We start from the raw sequence: 18,915 nt of genomic DNA, 5'->3' as shown, positions 1-18,915 counted from the left end.
TTTCACCAAAAAATTAATAAATTGTAGCTTCGCCTCATTAATCATACTGCATGACCAAAAATAAACTTACCTTATTTATCTTTATTGCCCTTGTTGCCGGTGTTATTACCGGGTATATCTATAACGTAAAGGTAATAGATAAAATAAACTATAACATCAGCACGGCCGATGCGCAAATTAAAGCCATTGATACCCGCATTGTTGAAATGAAGGATACCACCGTTGCCGATTTTAAAACTCTTAAATTACAAAGGGCCGCACAGGTAACCATCCGTAAAACAAACGATACATTACGGGAAGACAAATTAACCGGCTTTAGTGTTTTAAGCGACATTTTTTTACGCCTCATTAAAATGGTAGTAGCACCACTAGTATTTACTACACTGGTTGTTGGCGTAGCTAAAGTGGGCGATGTTGCTTCTGTTGGGCGTATTGGCGGTAAAACCATGCTGTGGTTTTTAAGTGCCACATTGGTATCTTTATTATTAGGTATGCTGCTGGTTAATTTGTTTGAGCCCGGTAAAGCCATGCACGTACCCTTACCGGATAGCCATTTGGGGACTGATATTAAAACAACGGGTTTATCGCTGCGCGATTTTATAAGCCATGTTTTCCCTAAAAGCTTTATCGAGGCGATGGCTAATAACGAGATCTTGCAGATTGTGGTTTTCGCGCTGTTCTTCGGGGTAGCAACCGGTGCCATTGGCGAAAAGGGAACAGTGGTTATCAAAGCCATGGATGCTTTTGCCCACGTGATATTAAAGATAACCGGCTATGTGATGAAACTGGCGCCTATTGCCGTATTTGGTGCCATTACGGTGGTTATTGCCAAGCAGGGGGTAGGGGTATTGTCTACCTATGCTATATTTATCAGCGAGTTTTATTTCTCATTATTGATCCTCTGGCTGGTTATTATATTGGCAGGTTTCTTTGTACTGCGTACAAGAGCCTTTAAACTGGTAAATAATATTAAAGACGCCATGCTGGTAGCCTTTAGTACCTCAACCAGCGAAGCCGCTTATCCCCGCGTATTAATAGAGCTGGAGAAATTTGGCTGTAACAGTAAAATTGTAAGTTTTGTGCTGCCGCTTGGCTATTCATTTAACCTCGATGGCTCTATGATGTACATGACCTTTGCCTCGCTTTTCCTGGCTCAATCTTACGGTATTCATTTAGCATTTTCTCAGCAACTGTCTATGCTGCTTATTCTTATGCTTACCAGCAAGGGCGTAGCCGGTGTACCGCGCGCGTCATTGGTTGTTATTGCCGGTACTATTGCTGCATTTGGTATCCCCGAAGCTGGACTTGCCTTATTAATAGGTATAGATCCGCTGTTGGATATGGGGCGCTCTGCTACTAATGTACTTGGCAATGCTATGGCAACTGCCGTAGTAAGCAAATGGGAGGGAGAACTGGGGCCGGAAAAGGATGATATAGAAATTGATTGATTTAATTTTACTGTCATCATTACACGAATAAAATAATCTATAAACTATCTTATTAACTTTGTAGCCGCTCCGTAATGTGGGGGATGCTTCGAGTGCCTCAGCATAACAAGCTTGCGATACTAACACAAAAAATAAATAACATATACTGATGTCTATTAATCGTACTAAGAAAATCGTCCTTGCGGCTAGTGTTGTTGTGCCATTTCTATTGTATTGCATGTATTACTATGGGATGATCATTAAAAACGCACCATATAAGTTTGCAGAATTCCAGTCGATGGTATTTAAATATGGCAAAGGCGATAGTTTGGTTAACCAGTACAACTCCAAAACAGGCGACTACCAGTACATGACCAAAGACGGCCACCTGGTAAAAAAACACCTGCATTTAAACAAAGACGAATTATTGTTTCTGCACCGCAAAGCATCCGACCTTGGTTTTTGGGATTTCCCGGCTAATGAACAACCACGTGACACTTCCAGAAAAGTGGTTTCGCCGCATTACTACATGGAATTTAACTATGCCCATAAAAGTAAAAAGGTATTGTATGATGATGCTTTTGACGGCGACCCATCATTAAAAGATGCCAATCAGCGACTGATTAAAGAGATTCAAAAGGTATTGGATGAAGCCGAGATCCGCCAGAATAAATAAAAACCGGGCAGCGTTGCATATTTAAAACGTTATTCCTATATTTGCACCTCGAATTTTAAACAAAATAATATTAACCAATGTACGCAATAGTAAGTATAGCCGGACAGCAATTTAAAGTTGCAAAAGACCAGCAGCTCTTTGTACACCGTTTACAGGGAGATGAAGGCGCTAGTATTGAATTTGACCAGGTATTGTTGGCTGAAAACGAAGGTAAATTTCAGCTTGGTGCTGATTTATCAAAAGCTAAAGTTTCAGCAACTATCATGTCTCATGTTAAGGGTGATAAAGTGATCATCTTCAAAAAGAAAAGAAGAAAAGGTTACAAGAAGAAAAACGGTCACCGCCAGCAATTCACCAAGATTGTAATTACTGGTATCACATTATAATTAAAGGTTTAACCCTAAAAAAAGACATTTAGATATGGCACATAAAAAAGGGGCCGGTAGTTCAAGAAACGGTCGTGAGTCGCATAGCAAACGTTTAGGTATCAAGATTTTCGGTGGTCAGCCAGCATTAGCAGGTAACATCATTGTTCGTCAACGTGGTACTAAACACAATCCAGATAAAAACGTAGGTATCGGTAGAGACCATACATTATTCGCTTTAGTTACAGGTCACGTTGTGTTCCGTAAAAAAGCAGATAATCGTTCATACGTATCTATCATTCCTTATGTAGAAGAATTAGAAGATGCTGAAGTAGCAGCGCCTGTAGCACCAGTTGCAGAGCCTAAAGCTAAAAAAGCACCTAAAGCAGAAGTTGCTGAAGAAGCAGCTCCGGCTCCAAAAGCAGCTAAGGCGCCAAAAGCACCTAAAACTGAAACATCTACAGATACTGAAGAAGTAGTAGCTTAATTTTTAAGCTTAACATATTTGAAAAGCCCTGTTTGCCGAATGGCGACAGGGCTTTTTGATTTAGATTAAGTTTTAAATTTAACATGAATTTTAGAAAAAGAATTTCCATATTACCGGTAAGGTAAGTTTAATAGATTATCACAGAATAAATGTATTGGTACGAAGACGAGGTTAAACGCCTGGAGAAAAATAGTTTAAAAATAAGTTTTGAAGGCGATACCATTTTTTATGGAAGCTCATCTATCCGCATGTGGACTACCTTGTCTGCTGATTTTAAAGAACTTAAACCCGTAAACCTTGGTTTTGGAGGTTCTACCTTGGCAGCCTGTGTGTGGTTTTTTGAAAGGATTATGAGTACATACCAGCCTAAAAGGTTAGTATTTTATGCAGGTGATAACGACCTGGGTGACGGCCGGCACCCCGAAGAAGTTTTTATATTTTTTCAGCAACTGGTTATAAAAACGCAGGCGCGATTTGGTAATATCCCTTGTTATTTTATATCATTAAAGCCAAGTATCAGCCGCTGGAATATAGTTGATCAGTTTAAATTTGCCAATAACTTAATAGAGACAGAAATAATAAAGTGTAGTAATAACTGGCATTTTATTAATGTTTTTAAGGATATGCTTGATGCGGAAGGTAAACCTAAAGCAGAATACTTTGTAACAGATGGCCTGCATTTAAGCGCAGCAGGGTATCAGTTATGGGCTAAGGCTGTTAATAATCAAATTGCTATTAATGGTTAATCATTTGTTTATTTTCAATTAATATTTAATACGGATATTTCAATCGATGAAGGCTACGCTAAAATGAACCGGGAATATCACAAAAATTATAGCATCAGCCTGCAACGCGACATGGAGGTGCTTATATTTGGCCATGCCGGCAAGGCTGTATTGTTTTTCCCTCCCCGTATGGGTCGGTTTTATGATTACGAAAACTGGGGTATTATAGCAGCCTTAAATGATAGGATTACCAGCGGTGAATTACAGATTTTTTGTGTAGATAGCATCGATGTTGAAAGCTTTTATAACCACAACGTGCATCCTGCCGAAAGGATAAACCGGCACATTGAATACGAGCAATACATTTTAAACGATGTATTGCCTTTAATACAGCTTAAAAACAATAGTAATTATTTAGAAGTGGCCGGTTGCAGCATGGGGGCCTACCATGCTGTAAACCTGGGCCTAAAACACCCTGCACTTTTTAATAAAGTAGTTGGTTTGAGCGGCAGATATGACCTTACCCACGAGGTGCGGTATTTTAAAGACCTTTTTGATGGTTATCACAACGATAATATTTATTTTAATATGCCGCTCCAGTTTATGGCTAATATGGGAGCAGGCAAAATCTTAGATGCTATCGCTAAACTCGAAATTATATTGGCCATTGGGCAAACAGATCCTTTTTTAGCTAATAACGTAGATTTTAGCAACTTACTCTGGAACAAGGGTGTTGCTAATCAATTTTATGTATGGGATAACTATGCCCATCAGCCACGCTCGTGGCGGCAAATGGTGAGGTTGTATCTGTAAACATCAAACACATCGTTGTATCATTCATGCTTATTTTTTAAATTTAAGCAATGATTGGTCAGGAGGCAGACGTATACAGGCAGTTGAAACAATATTTTAGCAAGTATATTACGGTTAGTGATGAGCAGACGTCGGTTTTTTGCAGCAAATTTAAACACAGAAGAACCAAACGTGGCGAGGTACTATTACGTGCAGGCGAAGTTGCACCTTATAGTTATTTTGTAAACAAGGGCTGTCTCCGGGTTTATATGATGGATGCTGAAGGCCGTGAGTCTACAAGGTTTTTAGTTTTTGAAAATTGCATAGGCACTGCATTTCCGAGTTTTACCTTACAGGAGCCATCTATGGCCTACATTCAAAGTGTTGAACCTTCCGAAATTCTTTACATTACCCATAAAGATTTTAATGAGATGTTAGATACTTTCCCCGTCTGGGAACGAATATATCGTATTGATCTGGAACGGGAATACATCGCATCTATCAGAAGGATTGAAAGCCTGATTACGATGGATGCCAAACAGAAATACAATATGCTGATGAATACAAATCCTTCGCTCATCCAGCGCCTGCCATCTAAAATTATTGCCGACTACCTGGGTATTTCGCAGGAAACGCTAAGTAGACTGAAATCAAAAAAATGATTTATTGACATTTGTCAAATCTGGAACCATCGTAAATGCCTTGATTTGCTTTATTAAAATATAGATCAATGCTTAAAAAACTCATCTTCATAGTTTCATTGTTGTCGCCATTATGGGTAACAGCACAACAGGTTGACATTGGCAGGCGCACTTTTAATTTTAATGATGCAACACGCAACCGGCCTGTTGTTACCGAGGTTTGGTATCCAACCGATGATGCTTACAAGGCGGCAGACAGCTCATATGCTTATCCCTTTGTTCATATTCCGTTTATCCGCGATGCGCATTTAAAATTGCAAAAAAACAGCCCTTAGTGATGATCTCGCACGGCACAGGTGGCGGCCGGGTTACCTTGGAGTGGTTGGCCGATGCCCTGGTTGAGAAAGGCTTTATCGTAGCCGCTGTGGACCATTTTGGCAATACTTATGACAACAAAATAGCTATAGATTTTGTAACACCATGGGAGCGTGCATTGGACATTAGTTTCGCCATTACGCAATTATTGAATGATAGAGATTTCGGGCCTGTGATCGATGCTAACCGCATTGGTGCAGCTGGTTTTTCTATCGGGGGCTTTACGGTGATTGCTTTGGCAGGAGGTAGAATTGATTTGGATGCGTTTGAAAAATTTAGCCATACACCCGAAGGTATTAAAGAAACAACCGTCCCCGAGTTTCCAAACCTGATGAGTGTTGTTAAAGTGGATGAGATCAAAGCATTGTATAAGAAGAGCCCAGACGTAATGGATAGGCGGATCAAGGCATTCTTTGCCATTTCCCCGGCGATGGGGCAGGGATTTGTGAACGAAAACCAAGTGAGCCGGATTAACAAACCGCTTTACCTTATAAGCGCACAAAGCGATAGTATAGCGCCGGTTGAAACCAATACCGCGCATTTTTACCGACTTATAAAGGGTTCTAAACTCTATGTAGTTCCGGGCAAAGCAGGGCACTATGTTTTCTTGAATGAAGGTGTTGGGGACTTTAAGAAGAATGGCGGTATGATTATGAACGATGATCCATCTGTTGACAGGCATGCGGTGCACAAGCAGGTAGGGGATTTGGCGGCTGCGTTTTTTGTGAAGAATTTGAAATGATACCTTTTATTTGAATTTTGAAAACAACACCGATAGGCAACATATTGGGTTACCGTTTTGAGAAGCTCCGGTTCAATTGTAGTTGTCACATTGTTTTGGGCATAACTTGCTAATCCAAACAGAAAAAAAGTATAGACAATAATATTAGTTTCTTATAATAGATTTAATTATCCCGGCTCAACAATCCGTCCGCAAATCCTTTCAAATATTGTTTACGCTCCACGGGCAGGTTAATGGCTTCTAACGCTTTAAAAGATGCATCCGCATAGGTTTGCATTGCTTTAAATGCGTTTTCTTTAATTTGTAGTTTATCGTATATAGCTGTTATTGCTGCAACTTTTTCGGGTGCGTTAAAGTTTTTAAGAGACAGCCAATGGTTTAACTCGGCTAAAGTAATTGCGTCTGCAGTTTCAAGTGCCTGTATCAGGAGGTAGGTTTTTTTGTTGGCCATAATATCGCCGCCTACTTGCTTGCCGAATTTTTCAGGGTCACCGTACACGTCGAGGATATCATCCTGTAATTGGAAAGCAATACCCAGTTGTTCACCAAAGGTATAAAGCAGATCGGCATCGGTTGCGTTTGCGCCGCCGATTAATGCACCAATCTCCAGAGCACCACCCAAAACTACAGCCGTTTTCAGGCGGATCATTTCTAAATATTCTTCGATTTGCACATCGGTTTGCTGTTCAAACTGCATGTCAATTTGCTGGCCTTCACATACCGCTGTAGCTGTTTTATTGAAGATCTCGAGCACCGGGCGCAGAATACTGTTATCTACCTCCATCATCAGTTTATAGCCTTCTACCAGCATGGCATCGCCGGATAGGATACCTACATTCTGGTTCCATTTCTGGTGCACAGTTTCACGGCCGCGACGCAGCGGGGCATTGTCCATAATGTCATCATGCATCAGCGTAAAGTTATGGAACACTTCAATAGCCAATGCAGGAGGGATGGCTGCCTGTACATCCCCGCCAAATAAATCGCAGGCCATGAGTACCAAGGCAGGGCGGAGGCGTTTGCCCCCTATGGATAATATATAAGTTATCGGCTCGTATAAATCTGCCGGGTGTGCAGGGTAGTTTAATTTTTTGACTGCCTCGTCTATAATGATCTGCAGATCTTTTAATGTAGTCATATAATATTGTAGCCTAATCAATCACCAAAGAAAAATCAATCTGTTTTTTAGTGAGATCAACAGATTTAACCTTGATGCGTACATCATCGCCCAGCTGGTAAACTTTCTTTTTGCGCTGGCCAATAATGGCGTAATTTTTTTCGTCGAGTGTATAAAAATCGTCAGAGATATCGCGCAGTCGTATCATGCCTTCACATTTATTTTCGATAATCTCTACGTACATGCCCCATTCGGTAACGCCCGAAATTACGCCGTTAAATATGCTGCCAACCTGCTCTTTCAGGTACTCGGCCTGCTTGTACTTAACGGAAGAACGTTCTGCATCTGCCGCTTTCTTCTCCATCTCAGAGCTATGCTTGCACAACTCTTCATAATGATCTGCATTAACCGACTTCCCGCCATTTAAATAGCTGAAAAGCAACCGATGCACCATTACATCTGGATAACGGCGAATAGGGGAGGTAAAGTGTGTATAATGATCAAAAGCCAAACCATAATGGCTGGAAGCCTTGGTAGTATATATTGCCTTGGCCATAGACCGGATGGCAAGTTGTGTTAGCACGTTCTGCTCTTTTTTGCCCTCCACATCATTCATGAGGTAGTTAAGGGATTTAGCCGTTTCCTTGTCAGACCGCATACTAATCTTGTAACCAAACCTCGCCGCAAATGTGGCGAATGATGCCAGCGCATCGGGCTTTGGTGTATCGTGCGCACGGTATACAAAGGTATATTTGTGTTTGCCTTTACCCATTTTGCTTACATACTCGGCTACCTTGCGGTTGGCCAGCAGCATAAAATCTTCAATCAGTTTGTGGGCATCTTTACGCTCTTTTACATAAACGCCGGTTGGCTTGCCACGCTCGTCCAGCTTAAATTTAACCTCGGTGGTTTCGAAGCTGATGGCGCCGTTTTTGAATTTAAGATCACGTAATATATAAGCCAGCTCGTTCAGTTTTAAAATTTCGCTGGTATAATCTCCTTCTTTGGTTTCAATAACTTCCTGCACTTCTTCATAGCTGAAGCGACGGTTAGAGTGGATAATAGTTTTACCAAACCATTCTGTCAAAATGTTAGCTTTCTCGTCCAGCTCAAAAACTGCTGCAAAGCACAGCTTATCTTCATTAGGGCGAAGCGAGCATAAGCCGTTAGATAAACGCTCGGGTAGCATTGGGATCACACGATCTACCAGGTAAACAGAGGTACCACGGTCGTAAGCTTCTTTATCCAGTGCCGAATCGGGGATAATATAATGGGCAACGTCGGCAATGTGTACACCAACTTCGTAGTTACCATTCTCCAGTATTTTGAAAGATATGGCATCATCAAAGTCCTTGGCATCAAATGGGTCGATAGTAAAGGTTAAGGTGTCTCTAAAATCCCGGCGAAGGGCAATTTCCTCTTTCGAGATCTGGTCTGATATCGCCTCTGCCTCTTCTTCAACCTCTTTGGGGAAAGATAGCGGGAAACCATACTCTGCGAGGATGGCATTCATTTCGGTATCGTTTTCACCCTGGGCACCCAAAACCTGTTTTATTCGGCCCATCGGGTTTTTGGCTTCGGCTGGCCAGTCGGTTATTTCTGCAATGGCTTTAATACCATTTTTTGCACCGTTCAGGTCATTCAGCGGGATAAAGATATCATGCAGCATCTTACGGTCGTCCGGTATAAAAAAGGCAAACCTTTCTGATAGCTTTACGATACCCGTAAACTCGGTTTTTAATCTTTTAATAATCTCAATTACTTCACCCTCTTTGCGGCGGCCCTTGCTTTTGGCATAAACGTATATTTTAACACGGTCGCCATTAAGAGCATTACGTAGTTTACGGGGAGCTATAAAGATATCGCTTTCGCCTTCCTCGTCGGTAATAATAAAGGCAGAACCATCTGCAGTCATATCAACCTTGCCTTCAACAAAAGTTTTTAGTTCAAGCAGCTGAAATTTGCCCGGGGCAGATTCTTTCATTACGCTTTTAAAAACTTCATCTTTCAGAATCTCCAATATAATGCCTCTCGAATCAGGGTCGTTGACATTGATTGCGGCCGAAACCTGCTTATAATTGAGCGGCGCATTGCCGTTCTTTTCAAAAACATCAAGTACCAATTGGGTGAGCACCTGTTTAACAGAATTATTACTGTTTTTCTTTTTAGACATTGATCTAATGTATTGTGCTAAGATAGTGTATTAAGAAGCAAGAGCCAAAAAACAAGAGACAAGATGAGTAAATCGATAGCAGGAATCATAACCTAATCTTGCTTCTAAACGTAAACAATCAGCTCCTCCGGTATTAACTCTTCTCCCCGGAAACGTTTTAATAATTGTGCCGTTGCTATTACATCTTTCTGGCAGTAGGCGCAAATGCGCTCCAATTCATTATCTACCCAGTATACATGGCCTACCATACTGCCGTCAATATCATCTTTAGGGGTGGGGATATCAAATATGGCTGCCAACAGGCTAAGCGAGGTGTAGTTTTTATAATCGCCGCACTTCCAAAGTTCCATCGTATCCAAGTGGCTAATTTCCCAGGGCTTTTTGCCGTTAAGGTTAAGCTGGACAGGGGTTTTTACGCCTTTAACCAGCATGCGGCGGCATATATAAGGGAAATCAAATTCTTTGGCATTGTGGCCGCATAAAATAAGGCTTGGGTTCCGTCCGTTGAGCATGGTGGCAAATTCTTCCAGCAAATCTTTTTCATTATGTGATGAAAAAGATTTTACTCTGAACCCGTTACCGGTAGTATACATGCCAACAGATATGCAAATAATTTTGCCAAACTCGGCCAGGATGCCTGCATTTGTATAAAAATCTTCTGGTGTTTCTTCCTTACGCTGATATTTTGTTTTGGCTGCCCATAGTTTCTGCATCACAGGCGGCAACTCATCGTGACTGCTGTATTGCGGAACAGTCTCAATATCAAGTACCATAATGTTGTGCAGATCGTAGTTTTCGAGCATGGGGATTTTTAGATGATATGAATGCAAATTAGTGTTTTTTGCGCTTAATTGTAACAACAGATATGGCACCAGAAAAATGGTGAAATATGTGTAAAAATGATAATATGCATGTTTATCATAAAATTTATAATTTAACAGCCATATTATTGTTATAATATAGTTAACAATAAACAGAATTGTACATTAACATATATCTATGAAAATAAACAAGTTGTCAATTGTAATACCTGCTTATAATGAAGCCCGAACTATTCATTTAATATTAGATAAGATAAAGGCAGTTGAATTAATTGATGATATTGAGAAAGAAGTGATCATTGTTAATGATTGTTCTAAAGATGAAACGGAGGCTGCAATTAACAATTATCGCCAGCAAAACCCCGATCTTAATATCCAGTATTATAAGCACGAAGTTAATAAGGGTAAAGGTGCAGCCCTGCATACCGGTATTGCCCATGCCACCGGCGATTACCTGATTATACAGGATGCCGATTTGGAGTATGACCCGCATGAATATAATGACATGCTGAAACCTATTTGTAACGGCTTTGCCGACGTTGTTTATGGCTCGCGTTTTATGGGGAGCAATCCGCACCGCATCTTGTTTTTTTGGCACACAATAGGTAACCGCTGGTTAACTTTTGCCTCCAATATGTTCGCTAATATGAACCTTACGGATATGGAAACCTGCTATAAATTGTTCGATACCAAATTAATTCAGTCTATCCAATTAACAGAACAACGCTTTGGTTTTGAACCCGAGGTAACCATTAAGCTATCGCGTGTGCCTAAACTGCGATTGTATGAGGTAGGGATATCATATTATGGCCGTACTTACGAAGAAGGTAAAAAGATTGGCTGGAAGGATGGTGTAAGGGCTATATACTGTATTCTGAAATACGGGTTGTTTAAAGCTAAATAAAGTTGTCGGTTGTCTGTTATCAGTTGTCGGCACATAATATATAATTGTAAGGCACTGACAACAGACAACTGATAATAGACAACCAAACTACTTAATCATCACACCCGGCTTATTCAATACAGGCAGGCGGATAAAGTTAGATTCTACGATACTTTCTGGCAGGAAGATGAATTTCTTATCGAAGATTTCCTTACCGATATAATAGCTTAGCCAGTACTCATTGGTAAGGCCAAAAGTTGCCTCATCAATGGGTTCTATCAGCGCAAAAGCTCCGCCTTCTATCGTTGGCAGCATATGGCGAAGCACAGAGGTTTTCACCTGCTCACCATTTTTTTCGCCATACCCCTTCGAAGTGATCAGTACATTTTCTATAGGTTCATTTTTAAGGTTAATTACGTAAACATACCAGATCTTACTTTCGGCAGATTCTTTTTCCAGCGCCACACCAATGGCTATATCTTGTACAATGTTATTGGGCAAATCTTTTTTCATACGCTTACGGCTTGCGCCGTTTATTAGTTTATTAATGGGCCTGTTATTAACTATTACCAGGCCGTTAAATTAAAAAATCGCCATTGCAGCATAAAGCAATGACGATTTTATTTTGGTAAGACAACCGTCTTTTTGTATGCTTTATTTCTTCTTTGCAAATTTCTTTGCGCCGGCTTTTTTGGGCTCTTTTTCCATTGCATCGGCAAGGGTCTTGCACTCTTCATAAGTAAGTTCAAGCGGCTCTTTGCCTTTAGGTATCTTAACGTTTAGTTTGCCAAATTCGATATACGGGCCCCATCTGCCGTTCAATATTTTCATATCCGGGTTCTCATCAAACGTTTTCATCAGCTTCTCAGCATCCTTTTTGCGTTTTTCGAGAATAATGTCAATGGCCTGTTGTTCGCTAACCTCTAATGGATCAATCCCCTTTGGCAACGAGTAAAATGCACTATTATGGCGAATATACGGGCCAAATTTACCAATGGCAACCGTCATGTCTTTTTCTTCAAACACACCAGCTTTCTTAGGCAGTTTAAAGAGCTCAAGTGCTTCTTCTAAAGAGATGGTCTCAATCATCTGGCCTGCACGCAGGCTGGCGTAAACTTTCTCTTCATCATCGCTTTCGCCTATTTGCACAAACGGACCGTAACGGCCAATACGTACCGACATTTTTTTGCCAGATACCGGGTGTACCCCAATTTCGCGCTCGCCGCTTGCGCGGTCGGCATTTAATATGGTCGATTCTACCTCTTTATGAAAAGGGTCGTAGAACTTGCGGATCATTTTGGTCCACTCTTCCAATCCCTGGGCAATATCGTCAAACTGCTTTTCTACGTTGGCGGTAAAGTGAAAATCTACTATACCGTTAAAGTGCTGTACCAAAAAGTCATTTACCACAGCACCAATATCAGTAGGGAACATCTTGCCTTTTTCGGCACCGGTATTTTCGGTTTTTTCGTCTTTGGTGATGGCGCCGTTCTTCAGCGTCATAACTCTAAAATTACGTTGCTTGCCTTCGCGCTCTTCCTTAACCACGTAACCGCGGTTTTGGATGGTAGATATGGTAGGGGCGTAGGTTGATGGACGGCCTATGCCTAATTCTTCTAATTTTTTTACCAGGCTCGCCTCTGTATAACGTGCCGGTGGGCGAGAGAAACGCTCGGTAGCCGTCATATCTGTAAGTGCCAGTTGCTGGCCTTTGGTTAAAGGCGGCAATATAGCATTATCGCCGTCTTGCTGGCTATCCTCATCCTCATCAACAGATTCGAGGTATACTTTCAGGAAACCATCAAACTTCATTACCTCGCCATTGGCAACCAACTCTTCGGAGCGGGTCGAAATGCCAATTTTGGCTACAGTTCGCTCAAACTGGGCCTCGCTCATTTGTGAGGCTATCGCACGCTTCCATATGAGGTCGTATAAGCGAACTTCCGACGGATCGCCGTCGGTAGTGTGCTCATTAAAATAAGTTGGCCTGATGGCTTCGTGAGCCTCCTGTGCGCTTGCCGATTTGGTTTTGTATTTTCTTAACTGATGGTATTGCGCACCATAAGCCGAATTGATCTCCTGTGCTGCTGCGTTAAGCGCAGTGTCAGACAGATTAACTGAGTCGGTACGCATATAGGTGATCTTACCAGATTCATATAGCTTTTGCGCTACAGACATGGTACGTGATACCGAAAAGCCAAGCTTACGGCTGGCCTCCTGTTGCAGGGTAGACGTAGTGAATGGGGCAGCAGGTGAACGTTTAGCAGGCTTGGTTTCTAACGATTTAATGTTAAAAATGGCAGCAATGCAATCCTGTAGAAACTTTTCAGCGTCTTCTTGTTTGGTAAAACGTTCGCCTAGTTCGGCTTTAAAAGCCTCGCGGCCTTTACCAAATATAGCTACCACACGAAATGCAGCTTCTGACTGGAACTTATTAACCTCGCGTTCGCGATCAACAACCAGCCTTACGGCTACAGATTGTACACGACCGGCAGAGAGTGATGGTTTTACTTTTTTCCATAAAACCGGCGAAAGTTCGAAACCTACCAATCTGTCTAACACCCGGCGTGCCTGTTGGGCATTTACAAGGTTGTAGTTAATGGTACGCGGGTTTTCAATGGCACGCATAATGGCCGGCTTTGTGATTTCATGGAAAACAATGCGCTTGGTATTGGTTTCCTTTAATCCCAAAGTTTCGTAAAGGTGCCATGATATCGCTTCCCCCTCACGGTCCTCATCGGATGCTAGCCATACCATTTCGGCCTCCTTAGCAAGTTTCTTTAATTCGCTGACTATTTGTTTCTTATCGGCTGGTATTTCATACTTCTGTTCAAAGTTATGAGCTATATCTATGGCATCTTCAGATTTTACCAGGTCACGGATGTGTCCGTAGCTCGACTTCACAGTGAAGTCTTTACCCAGATATCCTTCTATGGTTTTGGCCTTTGCCGGTGATTCAACTATCAGTAAATTTTTTGCCATTAATGGTCGATTTTCTGCAAATAAACACAAAGAAAATGAAACACGAATTTTGATACGTGTTTTTAATTAAATTTTATTCCTAAAAGTAATCCACTGGGAGGCGTAAGCACTCCCTGTAATAAGACATCCTTTTTACATCAGGAAACCACCGCCAAGCAGGTCGTTGCCTTCATAAAACACAGCCGACTGCCCCGGTGCAATGCCCGATACGTTGTGTAAAAAGTCAACCTTCATGTGGTCGTTAAATTGTTGTATAGTACTTTGCGCACCGGCATCTTTGTAGCGTATTTTGGTTACAGCTTCCAAAGGCTCATTAATATTTGCGTATTTAACCAGGTTTAAATTCTTAACCCAGGCTTGTTTTTTTTCCAGTTCGTTTTGTGTACCTAATACTACAGTATTGGTGTTAGGGTCAATACGGGTAACAAACATAGGATGGCCCAAAGCAATACCTAAGCCTTTGCGCTGGCCAATGGTGTAAAAAGGATAACCCTGGTGTTTACCAACCACGGTACCATCTTCCAGCACAAAATTACCTTTGCCTATACGTTCGTCAAGGTCTTCAACTTTATGGCGTAAAAATGAGCGGTAGTCATTATCGGGCACAAAGCAAATTTCGTAGCTCTCGCTTTTATTAGCCAGCTCCAGCTGCCCCATATCCATAGCCATCTGGCGGATCTCTGATTTAGCAAAGCTGCCTAACGGAAACTTAGTACGCGCCAGGTTTTGTTGCGATACACCCCAAAGCACGTACGATTGATCTTTATTTTCGTCTTTACCTTTTGATATTACATAACGGCCATTATCGTGCTGGCGGATGTTGGCATAGTGCCCGGTGGCAATAAATTCGCAATCCAGTTTATCGGCACGTTTTAATAATGCATCCCATTTAATATGGGTATTACATAAAACACATGGGTTTGGGGTACGGCCTGCCAGGTATTCATCAACAAAGTTATCGATCACAAAATCGCCAAATTCGCTGCGGATATCCAATATATAATGCGGGAAACCATAGCCAACGGCCAGGGCACGGGCATCATTAATACTATCCAGGCTACAGCAGCCGGTTTCCTTGCTGCTACCGCCAGCTGAGGCATAATCCCAGGTTTTCATGGTAAGCCCGATAACTTCATAGCCCTGTTCATGCAGCATCACCGATGCTACCGAACTATCAACACCACCACTCATGGCTACTAAAATTCTTCCGTGCTTACTCATAATATAGCTGCAAAAGTAATGGTTTTTGTAGGTAATAGCACTATAGGCTCGTCAGGGCGAGGTAAAAACACCTTTTATGCTTTTAAATATACTTAGAACAACTTTTTGATATAAACAAGAAGAATTCATAAAAACAAGGGGGTGAAAACACCCATTTTTACTGGCTTATGAAATAAAAATTTCATGTAATCTTAACCGTTTGGTTACAATGTTTGCAAGAAAATAAGATCCAAAATTTTAATTTGTACAAAACAGACCAGAAAATGTTTAAATTTTTATAAAAATGATATAACCTATTGCTATGTGCCTGGTACGCATATATATTTGAAATAGACCAGAGAAGAAAATGAAAACTATTGTCGCCCTCACTATCGAACAAAAACTGCAGTACATTATACTGGTAACCATTGTTTGCGTTGCCATGGTACATTACTTTGTTTAAGTAATAAGCATAAAATTATTGAGGTGTTCTGCGCAATCAGAACGCCTTTTTTTGTGCCTTTATATTTGTATTACAGTTAAAATTAAATATTTGTTGAGATAAGTTTTAATACAAGCGTATTATTGTAAAAGTTAAACTAACATGCAATGAATACACCAGATCAGAATTTCGAAGCCCTTAATTTACAATTGCCACCCGCACCATCGCCGCTGGGTGTTTACAAGCCCTGCTTAATTGATGGCAAATACCTATACCTATCTGGCCATGGTACTGTACAAAGCGATGGTACCTTAATTATAGGCCGCGTAGGCGAAGCCTTTGATATGGATGAAGCTAAGCAAGCCGCCCAGCAGGTTGGCTTGGCTATGTTGGCAACCATTAAAAAAAACATAGGCAGCTTTGGTAAAATAAAGCGGGTAATTAAAGTATTAGGTATGGTAAACTGTGTACCAGAATTTGAAAGCCACCCGTATGTAATTAATGGTTGCAGCGAGCTGTTTGCCAAAGTATGGGGCAAAGAGAACGGCATCGGCGTACGTAGTGCTGTGGGTATGGGCTCATTACCAGATAATATCCCGGTTGAAATAGAAGCAATGTTTGAATTAGTATAATGAGCGATTCATCAGAAGATTGGTATACTATAGATGATATGGACCGGCTTGATTCTCCTGCATTGGTAGTTTATCCGGATAATGTACGGTATAATATTGATGTGGCTGTAAATATGGTTAATGATGTTTCGCGCTTGCGCACACACATAAAAACACACAAGAGCAAAGAACCTGTACTGCTGCAAATGGAAGCGGGTATTACTAAGTTTAAATGCGCCACCATTGCCGAAGCCGAACTATTGGGCATGTGTAATGCGCCCGATGTATTGCTGGCTTATCAACATGTTGGGCCTAAGTTAAAGCGGTTAATTAATTTGATCGAAAAATATCCGGCTACAAAATATGCATGTTTAATTGATAACCTGCCCGCTGCAGAAGCCATATCTGTCGAAGCTTTAGCAAAGGGTTTGCAAATTCATGTATATATCGATTTAAATGTAGGGATGAACCGCACCGGGATTGCACCGGGTGAAAAAGCTATTGAATTATATGTAGCGGCTAATCTTTTAAAAGGTATTAAACCTGTAGGTCTGCATGCTTATGATGGCCATATTCACGAACCTGAGTTTGATATAAGAACCATAAAAAGCGAAGCAATATTAGCAACCGTATTAAAATTACAGGCTGATATTGAAAAACTAGGCGTTGCTAAACCATTAATTGTTGCTGGCGGATCGCCAACGTTTCCATTTTATGCAGCTCAGGAAGGCTTAGAGTGTAGCCCCGGTACATTTGTTTATTGGGATGCAGGCTATAACGAAGCATTTACCGAGCAAGATTTTATACCGGCAGCGTTGGTAATAACCCGTGTAATTTCTTTACCCGATGAAACTAAGATCTGTTTAGATCTGGGGCATAAATCCATAACGGCCGAAAGTCCGCTGGATAAGCGGGTACGGTTTTTAAACGCACCCGATCTGCAACCCATCAGTCAGAGCGAAGAGCATTTGGTAATGGAAGCAGGTAAAGGCCATACGTATAAACCGGGCGATGTATTATATGGCTTGCCATACCACATTTGCCCAACTGTAGCCGCTTACGAGCGTGTAATTACTATTGAAGATAATAAAATAACCGGCGAGTGGCTTAATCTTGCCCGCGACCGTAAAATAACTGTTTGATGTTTATTATAGACGCCCACCTTGATCTTAGCATGAATGCCCTGGAGTGGAACCGCGATCTGCGGGAACCAGTTGAGGCTATTAACCAACGCGAACAAGGCTTAATAGACAGGCCGGATCGTGCTAAAGCAACCGTAACGCTACCCGAATTACGTAAGGGTAATATCGGTTTAGTGGTGGCTACGCAGATAGCCCGCTTTGTGGCACCCGGTAATAAACTACCCGGCTGGCATTCGCCGCAACAGGCCTGGGCGCAAACACAGGGGCAATTAGCTTGGTATAAAGCCATGGAAGCCTGCGGCGAAATGGTGCAGGTGAATAACCTTAAAACGCTGGAAGATCATTTGGTGTTGTGGAACGACGGCACACCTAATGCGCATAAACCTGTTGGCTATATTTTGAGTTTGGAAGGTGCCGATTCTATTGTAGATATCAGTTATCTGGAAACAGCATATCAATCTGGTTTACGGGCTGTTGGCCCTGCTCATTATGGCCCGGGGCGCTATGCACAGGGCACCGATGCCATCGGCTTTATGGGCGAAACCGGCCATGCCTTGCTGAGAGAAATGGAGCGCCTGAACATCATCCTGGATGCAACGCATTTATGCGATGATAGCTTTTGGGAAGCCTTAGATCATTTTAACGGCCATGTTTGGGCCAGCCATAACAATTGCCGGGCCTTGGTGAACCATAACCGCCAGTACAGCGATGAGCAGATTAAAGCACTGATTGGCCGTGGCGCGGTTATAGGAGCCGCACTTGATGCCTGGATGATGGTGCCGGGCTGGGAGCGGGGCGTATCAACGCCCATTGGTATGAACTGCAATCTCGAAGTTGCCGTAAATCATATTGACCATATTTGCCAGTTAGCCGGTAATACGCTGCATGTTGGGATGGGTACTGATTTGGATGGTGCCTTTGGCCGTGAACAATGCCCTTATGACCTGGAAACTATAAGTGATTTGCAGAAATTCATTACACTGTTTGAAAAGCGCGGTTATAACCAGTTGGATATTGAAAACATGATGCATGGTAACTGGTTGCGATTTTTGCGCAAGGCATGGGCATAATATTCTATCCTAAAATGAAATACTGGCAGCTTGTGGTAATACTGCAACCCCACCATTCGGGGCAATGGGCGTATCATTATTTGGTAAGATGGCCTAATTTAATGTTGGGGACAGGGTGTTATTAATATTTAATCGCTTTTTTATGGAATTATGTATCGTTAACGTAAAGTTGTATCGTTATCGAACAATTTACATCAAAAATTAATTTTAATTAACGAACGTTCAGTTAATTAAAATATGGCAT

Annotated in this window: 19 protein-coding genes; 13 read left to right on the top strand and 6 right to left on the bottom strand. The window is 41.7% G+C overall.

What is annotated here, in order from left to right:
- Positions 1 to 50 precede the first annotated feature (50 nt).
- The 9 genes from RG47T_RS11435 (at position 51) to RG47T_RS11395 (ending at position 6,230) form a co-directional block, all read left to right on the top strand.
- Positions 51 to 1,448, top strand: coding sequence for a dicarboxylate/amino acid:cation symporter (locus tag RG47T_RS11435; RefSeq protein ID WP_074489592.1), 1,398 nt, complete (start codon positions 51 to 53; stop codon positions 1,446 to 1,448).
- 148 nt (positions 1,449 to 1,596) lie between these two features.
- Positions 1,597 to 2,103, top strand: coding sequence for a hypothetical protein (locus RG47T_RS11430; RefSeq protein ID WP_083627381.1), 507 nt, complete (start codon positions 1,597 to 1,599; stop codon positions 2,101 to 2,103).
- Between the two features lie 77 nt (positions 2,104 to 2,180).
- Positions 2,181 to 2,489, top strand: coding sequence for a 50S ribosomal protein L21 (gene rplU, locus RG47T_RS11425; RefSeq protein WP_074489591.1), 309 nt, complete (start codon positions 2,181 to 2,183; stop codon positions 2,487 to 2,489).
- A gap of 34 nt (positions 2,490 to 2,523) precedes the next feature.
- Positions 2,524 to 2,955 (top strand): 50S ribosomal protein L27, encoded by a 432-nt coding sequence (gene rpmA / locus RG47T_RS11420; RefSeq protein ID WP_074489590.1) that lies wholly within the window; start codon positions 2,524 to 2,526, stop codon positions 2,953 to 2,955.
- 149 nt (positions 2,956 to 3,104) lie between these two features.
- Positions 3,105 to 3,701, top strand: coding sequence for a GDSL-type esterase/lipase family protein (locus RG47T_RS11415; protein ID WP_074489589.1), 597 nt, complete (start codon positions 3,105 to 3,107; stop codon positions 3,699 to 3,701).
- Positions 3,702 to 3,764: 63 nt separating this feature from the next.
- A complete protein-coding gene (locus RG47T_RS11410) occupies positions 3,765 to 4,493 on the top strand; it encodes an esterase family protein (protein WP_074489588.1) in 729 nt (242 codons plus the stop codon).
- A 50-nt stretch (positions 4,494 to 4,543) separates the two neighbouring features.
- A complete protein-coding gene (locus RG47T_RS11405; protein ID WP_074489587.1) occupies positions 4,544 to 5,134 on the top strand; it encodes a Crp/Fnr family transcriptional regulator in 591 nt (196 codons plus the stop codon).
- A gap of 68 nt (positions 5,135 to 5,202) precedes the next feature.
- Positions 5,203 to 5,448, top strand: coding sequence for a hypothetical protein (locus RG47T_RS11400; protein ID WP_074489586.1), 246 nt, complete (start codon positions 5,203 to 5,205; stop codon positions 5,446 to 5,448).
- Positions 5,449 to 5,450: 2 nt separating this feature from the next.
- Complete coding sequence (locus tag RG47T_RS11395; RefSeq protein ID WP_083627380.1) at positions 5,451 to 6,230, top strand: alpha/beta hydrolase family protein; 780 nt, start codon at positions 5,451 to 5,453, stop codon at positions 6,228 to 6,230.
- A gap of 163 nt (positions 6,231 to 6,393) precedes the next feature.
- Here RG47T_RS11395 and RG47T_RS11390 read toward each other — a convergent pair whose 3' ends face one another.
- The 3 genes from RG47T_RS11390 to RG47T_RS11380 all read right to left on the bottom strand — a co-directional run bounded on the left by RG47T_RS11390 (position 6,394) and on the right by RG47T_RS11380 (position 10,323).
- The gene (locus RG47T_RS11390) at positions 6,394 to 7,368 is read right to left on the bottom strand and encodes a polyprenyl synthetase family protein (RefSeq protein WP_074489584.1); all 975 of its coding nucleotides are present in this window, start codon (positions 7,366 to 7,368) and stop codon (positions 6,394 to 6,396) included.
- A 13-nt stretch (positions 7,369 to 7,381) separates the two neighbouring features.
- Positions 7,382 to 9,520, bottom strand: coding sequence for a ribonuclease R (gene rnr / locus RG47T_RS11385; RefSeq protein WP_074489583.1), 2,139 nt, complete (start codon positions 9,518 to 9,520; stop codon positions 7,382 to 7,384).
- Positions 9,521 to 9,624: 104 nt separating this feature from the next.
- On the bottom strand, positions 9,625 to 10,323 hold the full coding sequence (locus RG47T_RS11380) for a 3'-5' exonuclease (RefSeq protein ID WP_074489582.1): 699 nt from the start codon (positions 10,321 to 10,323) through the stop codon (positions 9,625 to 9,627).
- 196 nt (positions 10,324 to 10,519) lie between these two features.
- On the opposite strand from RG47T_RS11380, the gene RG47T_RS11375 reads away from it, so the two are divergent.
- Positions 10,520 to 11,245, top strand: coding sequence for a glycosyltransferase family 2 protein (locus RG47T_RS11375; protein WP_074489581.1), 726 nt, complete (start codon positions 10,520 to 10,522; stop codon positions 11,243 to 11,245).
- 87 nt (positions 11,246 to 11,332) lie between these two features.
- Here RG47T_RS11375 and RG47T_RS11370 read toward each other — a convergent pair whose 3' ends face one another.
- The 3 genes from RG47T_RS11370 to mnmA all read right to left on the bottom strand — a co-directional run bounded on the left by RG47T_RS11370 (position 11,333) and on the right by mnmA (position 15,427).
- Positions 11,333 to 11,737, bottom strand: coding sequence for a hypothetical protein (locus RG47T_RS11370; protein ID WP_074489580.1), 405 nt, complete (start codon positions 11,735 to 11,737; stop codon positions 11,333 to 11,335).
- Between the two features lie 141 nt (positions 11,738 to 11,878).
- Positions 11,879 to 14,206, bottom strand: a complete 2,328-nt coding sequence (topA, locus tag RG47T_RS11365; protein ID WP_074489579.1) for a type I DNA topoisomerase — start codon at positions 14,204 to 14,206, stop codon at positions 11,879 to 11,881.
- A 132-nt stretch (positions 14,207 to 14,338) separates the two neighbouring features.
- Positions 14,339 to 15,427, bottom strand: a complete 1,089-nt coding sequence (gene mnmA, locus RG47T_RS11360) for a tRNA 2-thiouridine(34) synthase MnmA (protein ID WP_074489578.1) — start codon at positions 15,425 to 15,427, stop codon at positions 14,339 to 14,341.
- Between the two features lie 588 nt (positions 15,428 to 16,015).
- Here mnmA and RG47T_RS11355 point away from each other — a divergent pair.
- From RG47T_RS11355 to RG47T_RS11345, 3 genes are read left to right on the top strand one after another with little or no spacing between them, the layout of a single operon-like run.
- A complete protein-coding gene (locus RG47T_RS11355; protein ID WP_074489577.1) occupies positions 16,016 to 16,480 on the top strand; it encodes a RidA family protein in 465 nt (154 codons plus the stop codon).
- Positions 16,480 to 17,601 carry a D-TA family PLP-dependent enzyme gene (locus RG47T_RS11350; RefSeq protein ID WP_074489576.1) on the top strand — a complete coding sequence of 374 codons (1,122 nt, stop codon included), beginning with the start codon at positions 16,480 to 16,482 and terminating at the stop codon, positions 17,599 to 17,601. Before RG47T_RS11355 ends, RG47T_RS11350 begins: the two co-directional genes overlap by 1 nt.
- Positions 17,601 to 18,671, top strand: coding sequence for a dipeptidase (locus tag RG47T_RS11345; RefSeq protein WP_074489575.1), 1,071 nt, complete (start codon positions 17,601 to 17,603; stop codon positions 18,669 to 18,671). The genes RG47T_RS11350 and RG47T_RS11345 overlap by 1 nt, the downstream gene beginning before the upstream one ends.
- The last annotated feature ends 244 nt before the right edge of the window (positions 18,672 to 18,915 follow it).

Origin of the sequence: Mucilaginibacter polytrichastri, from assembly GCF_001911425.1 — a bacterium.
Classification (GTDB): domain Bacteria; phylum Bacteroidota; class Bacteroidia; order Sphingobacteriales; family Sphingobacteriaceae; genus Mucilaginibacter; species Mucilaginibacter polytrichastri.
This window is presented reverse-complemented; position numbering and strand designations above follow the sequence as displayed.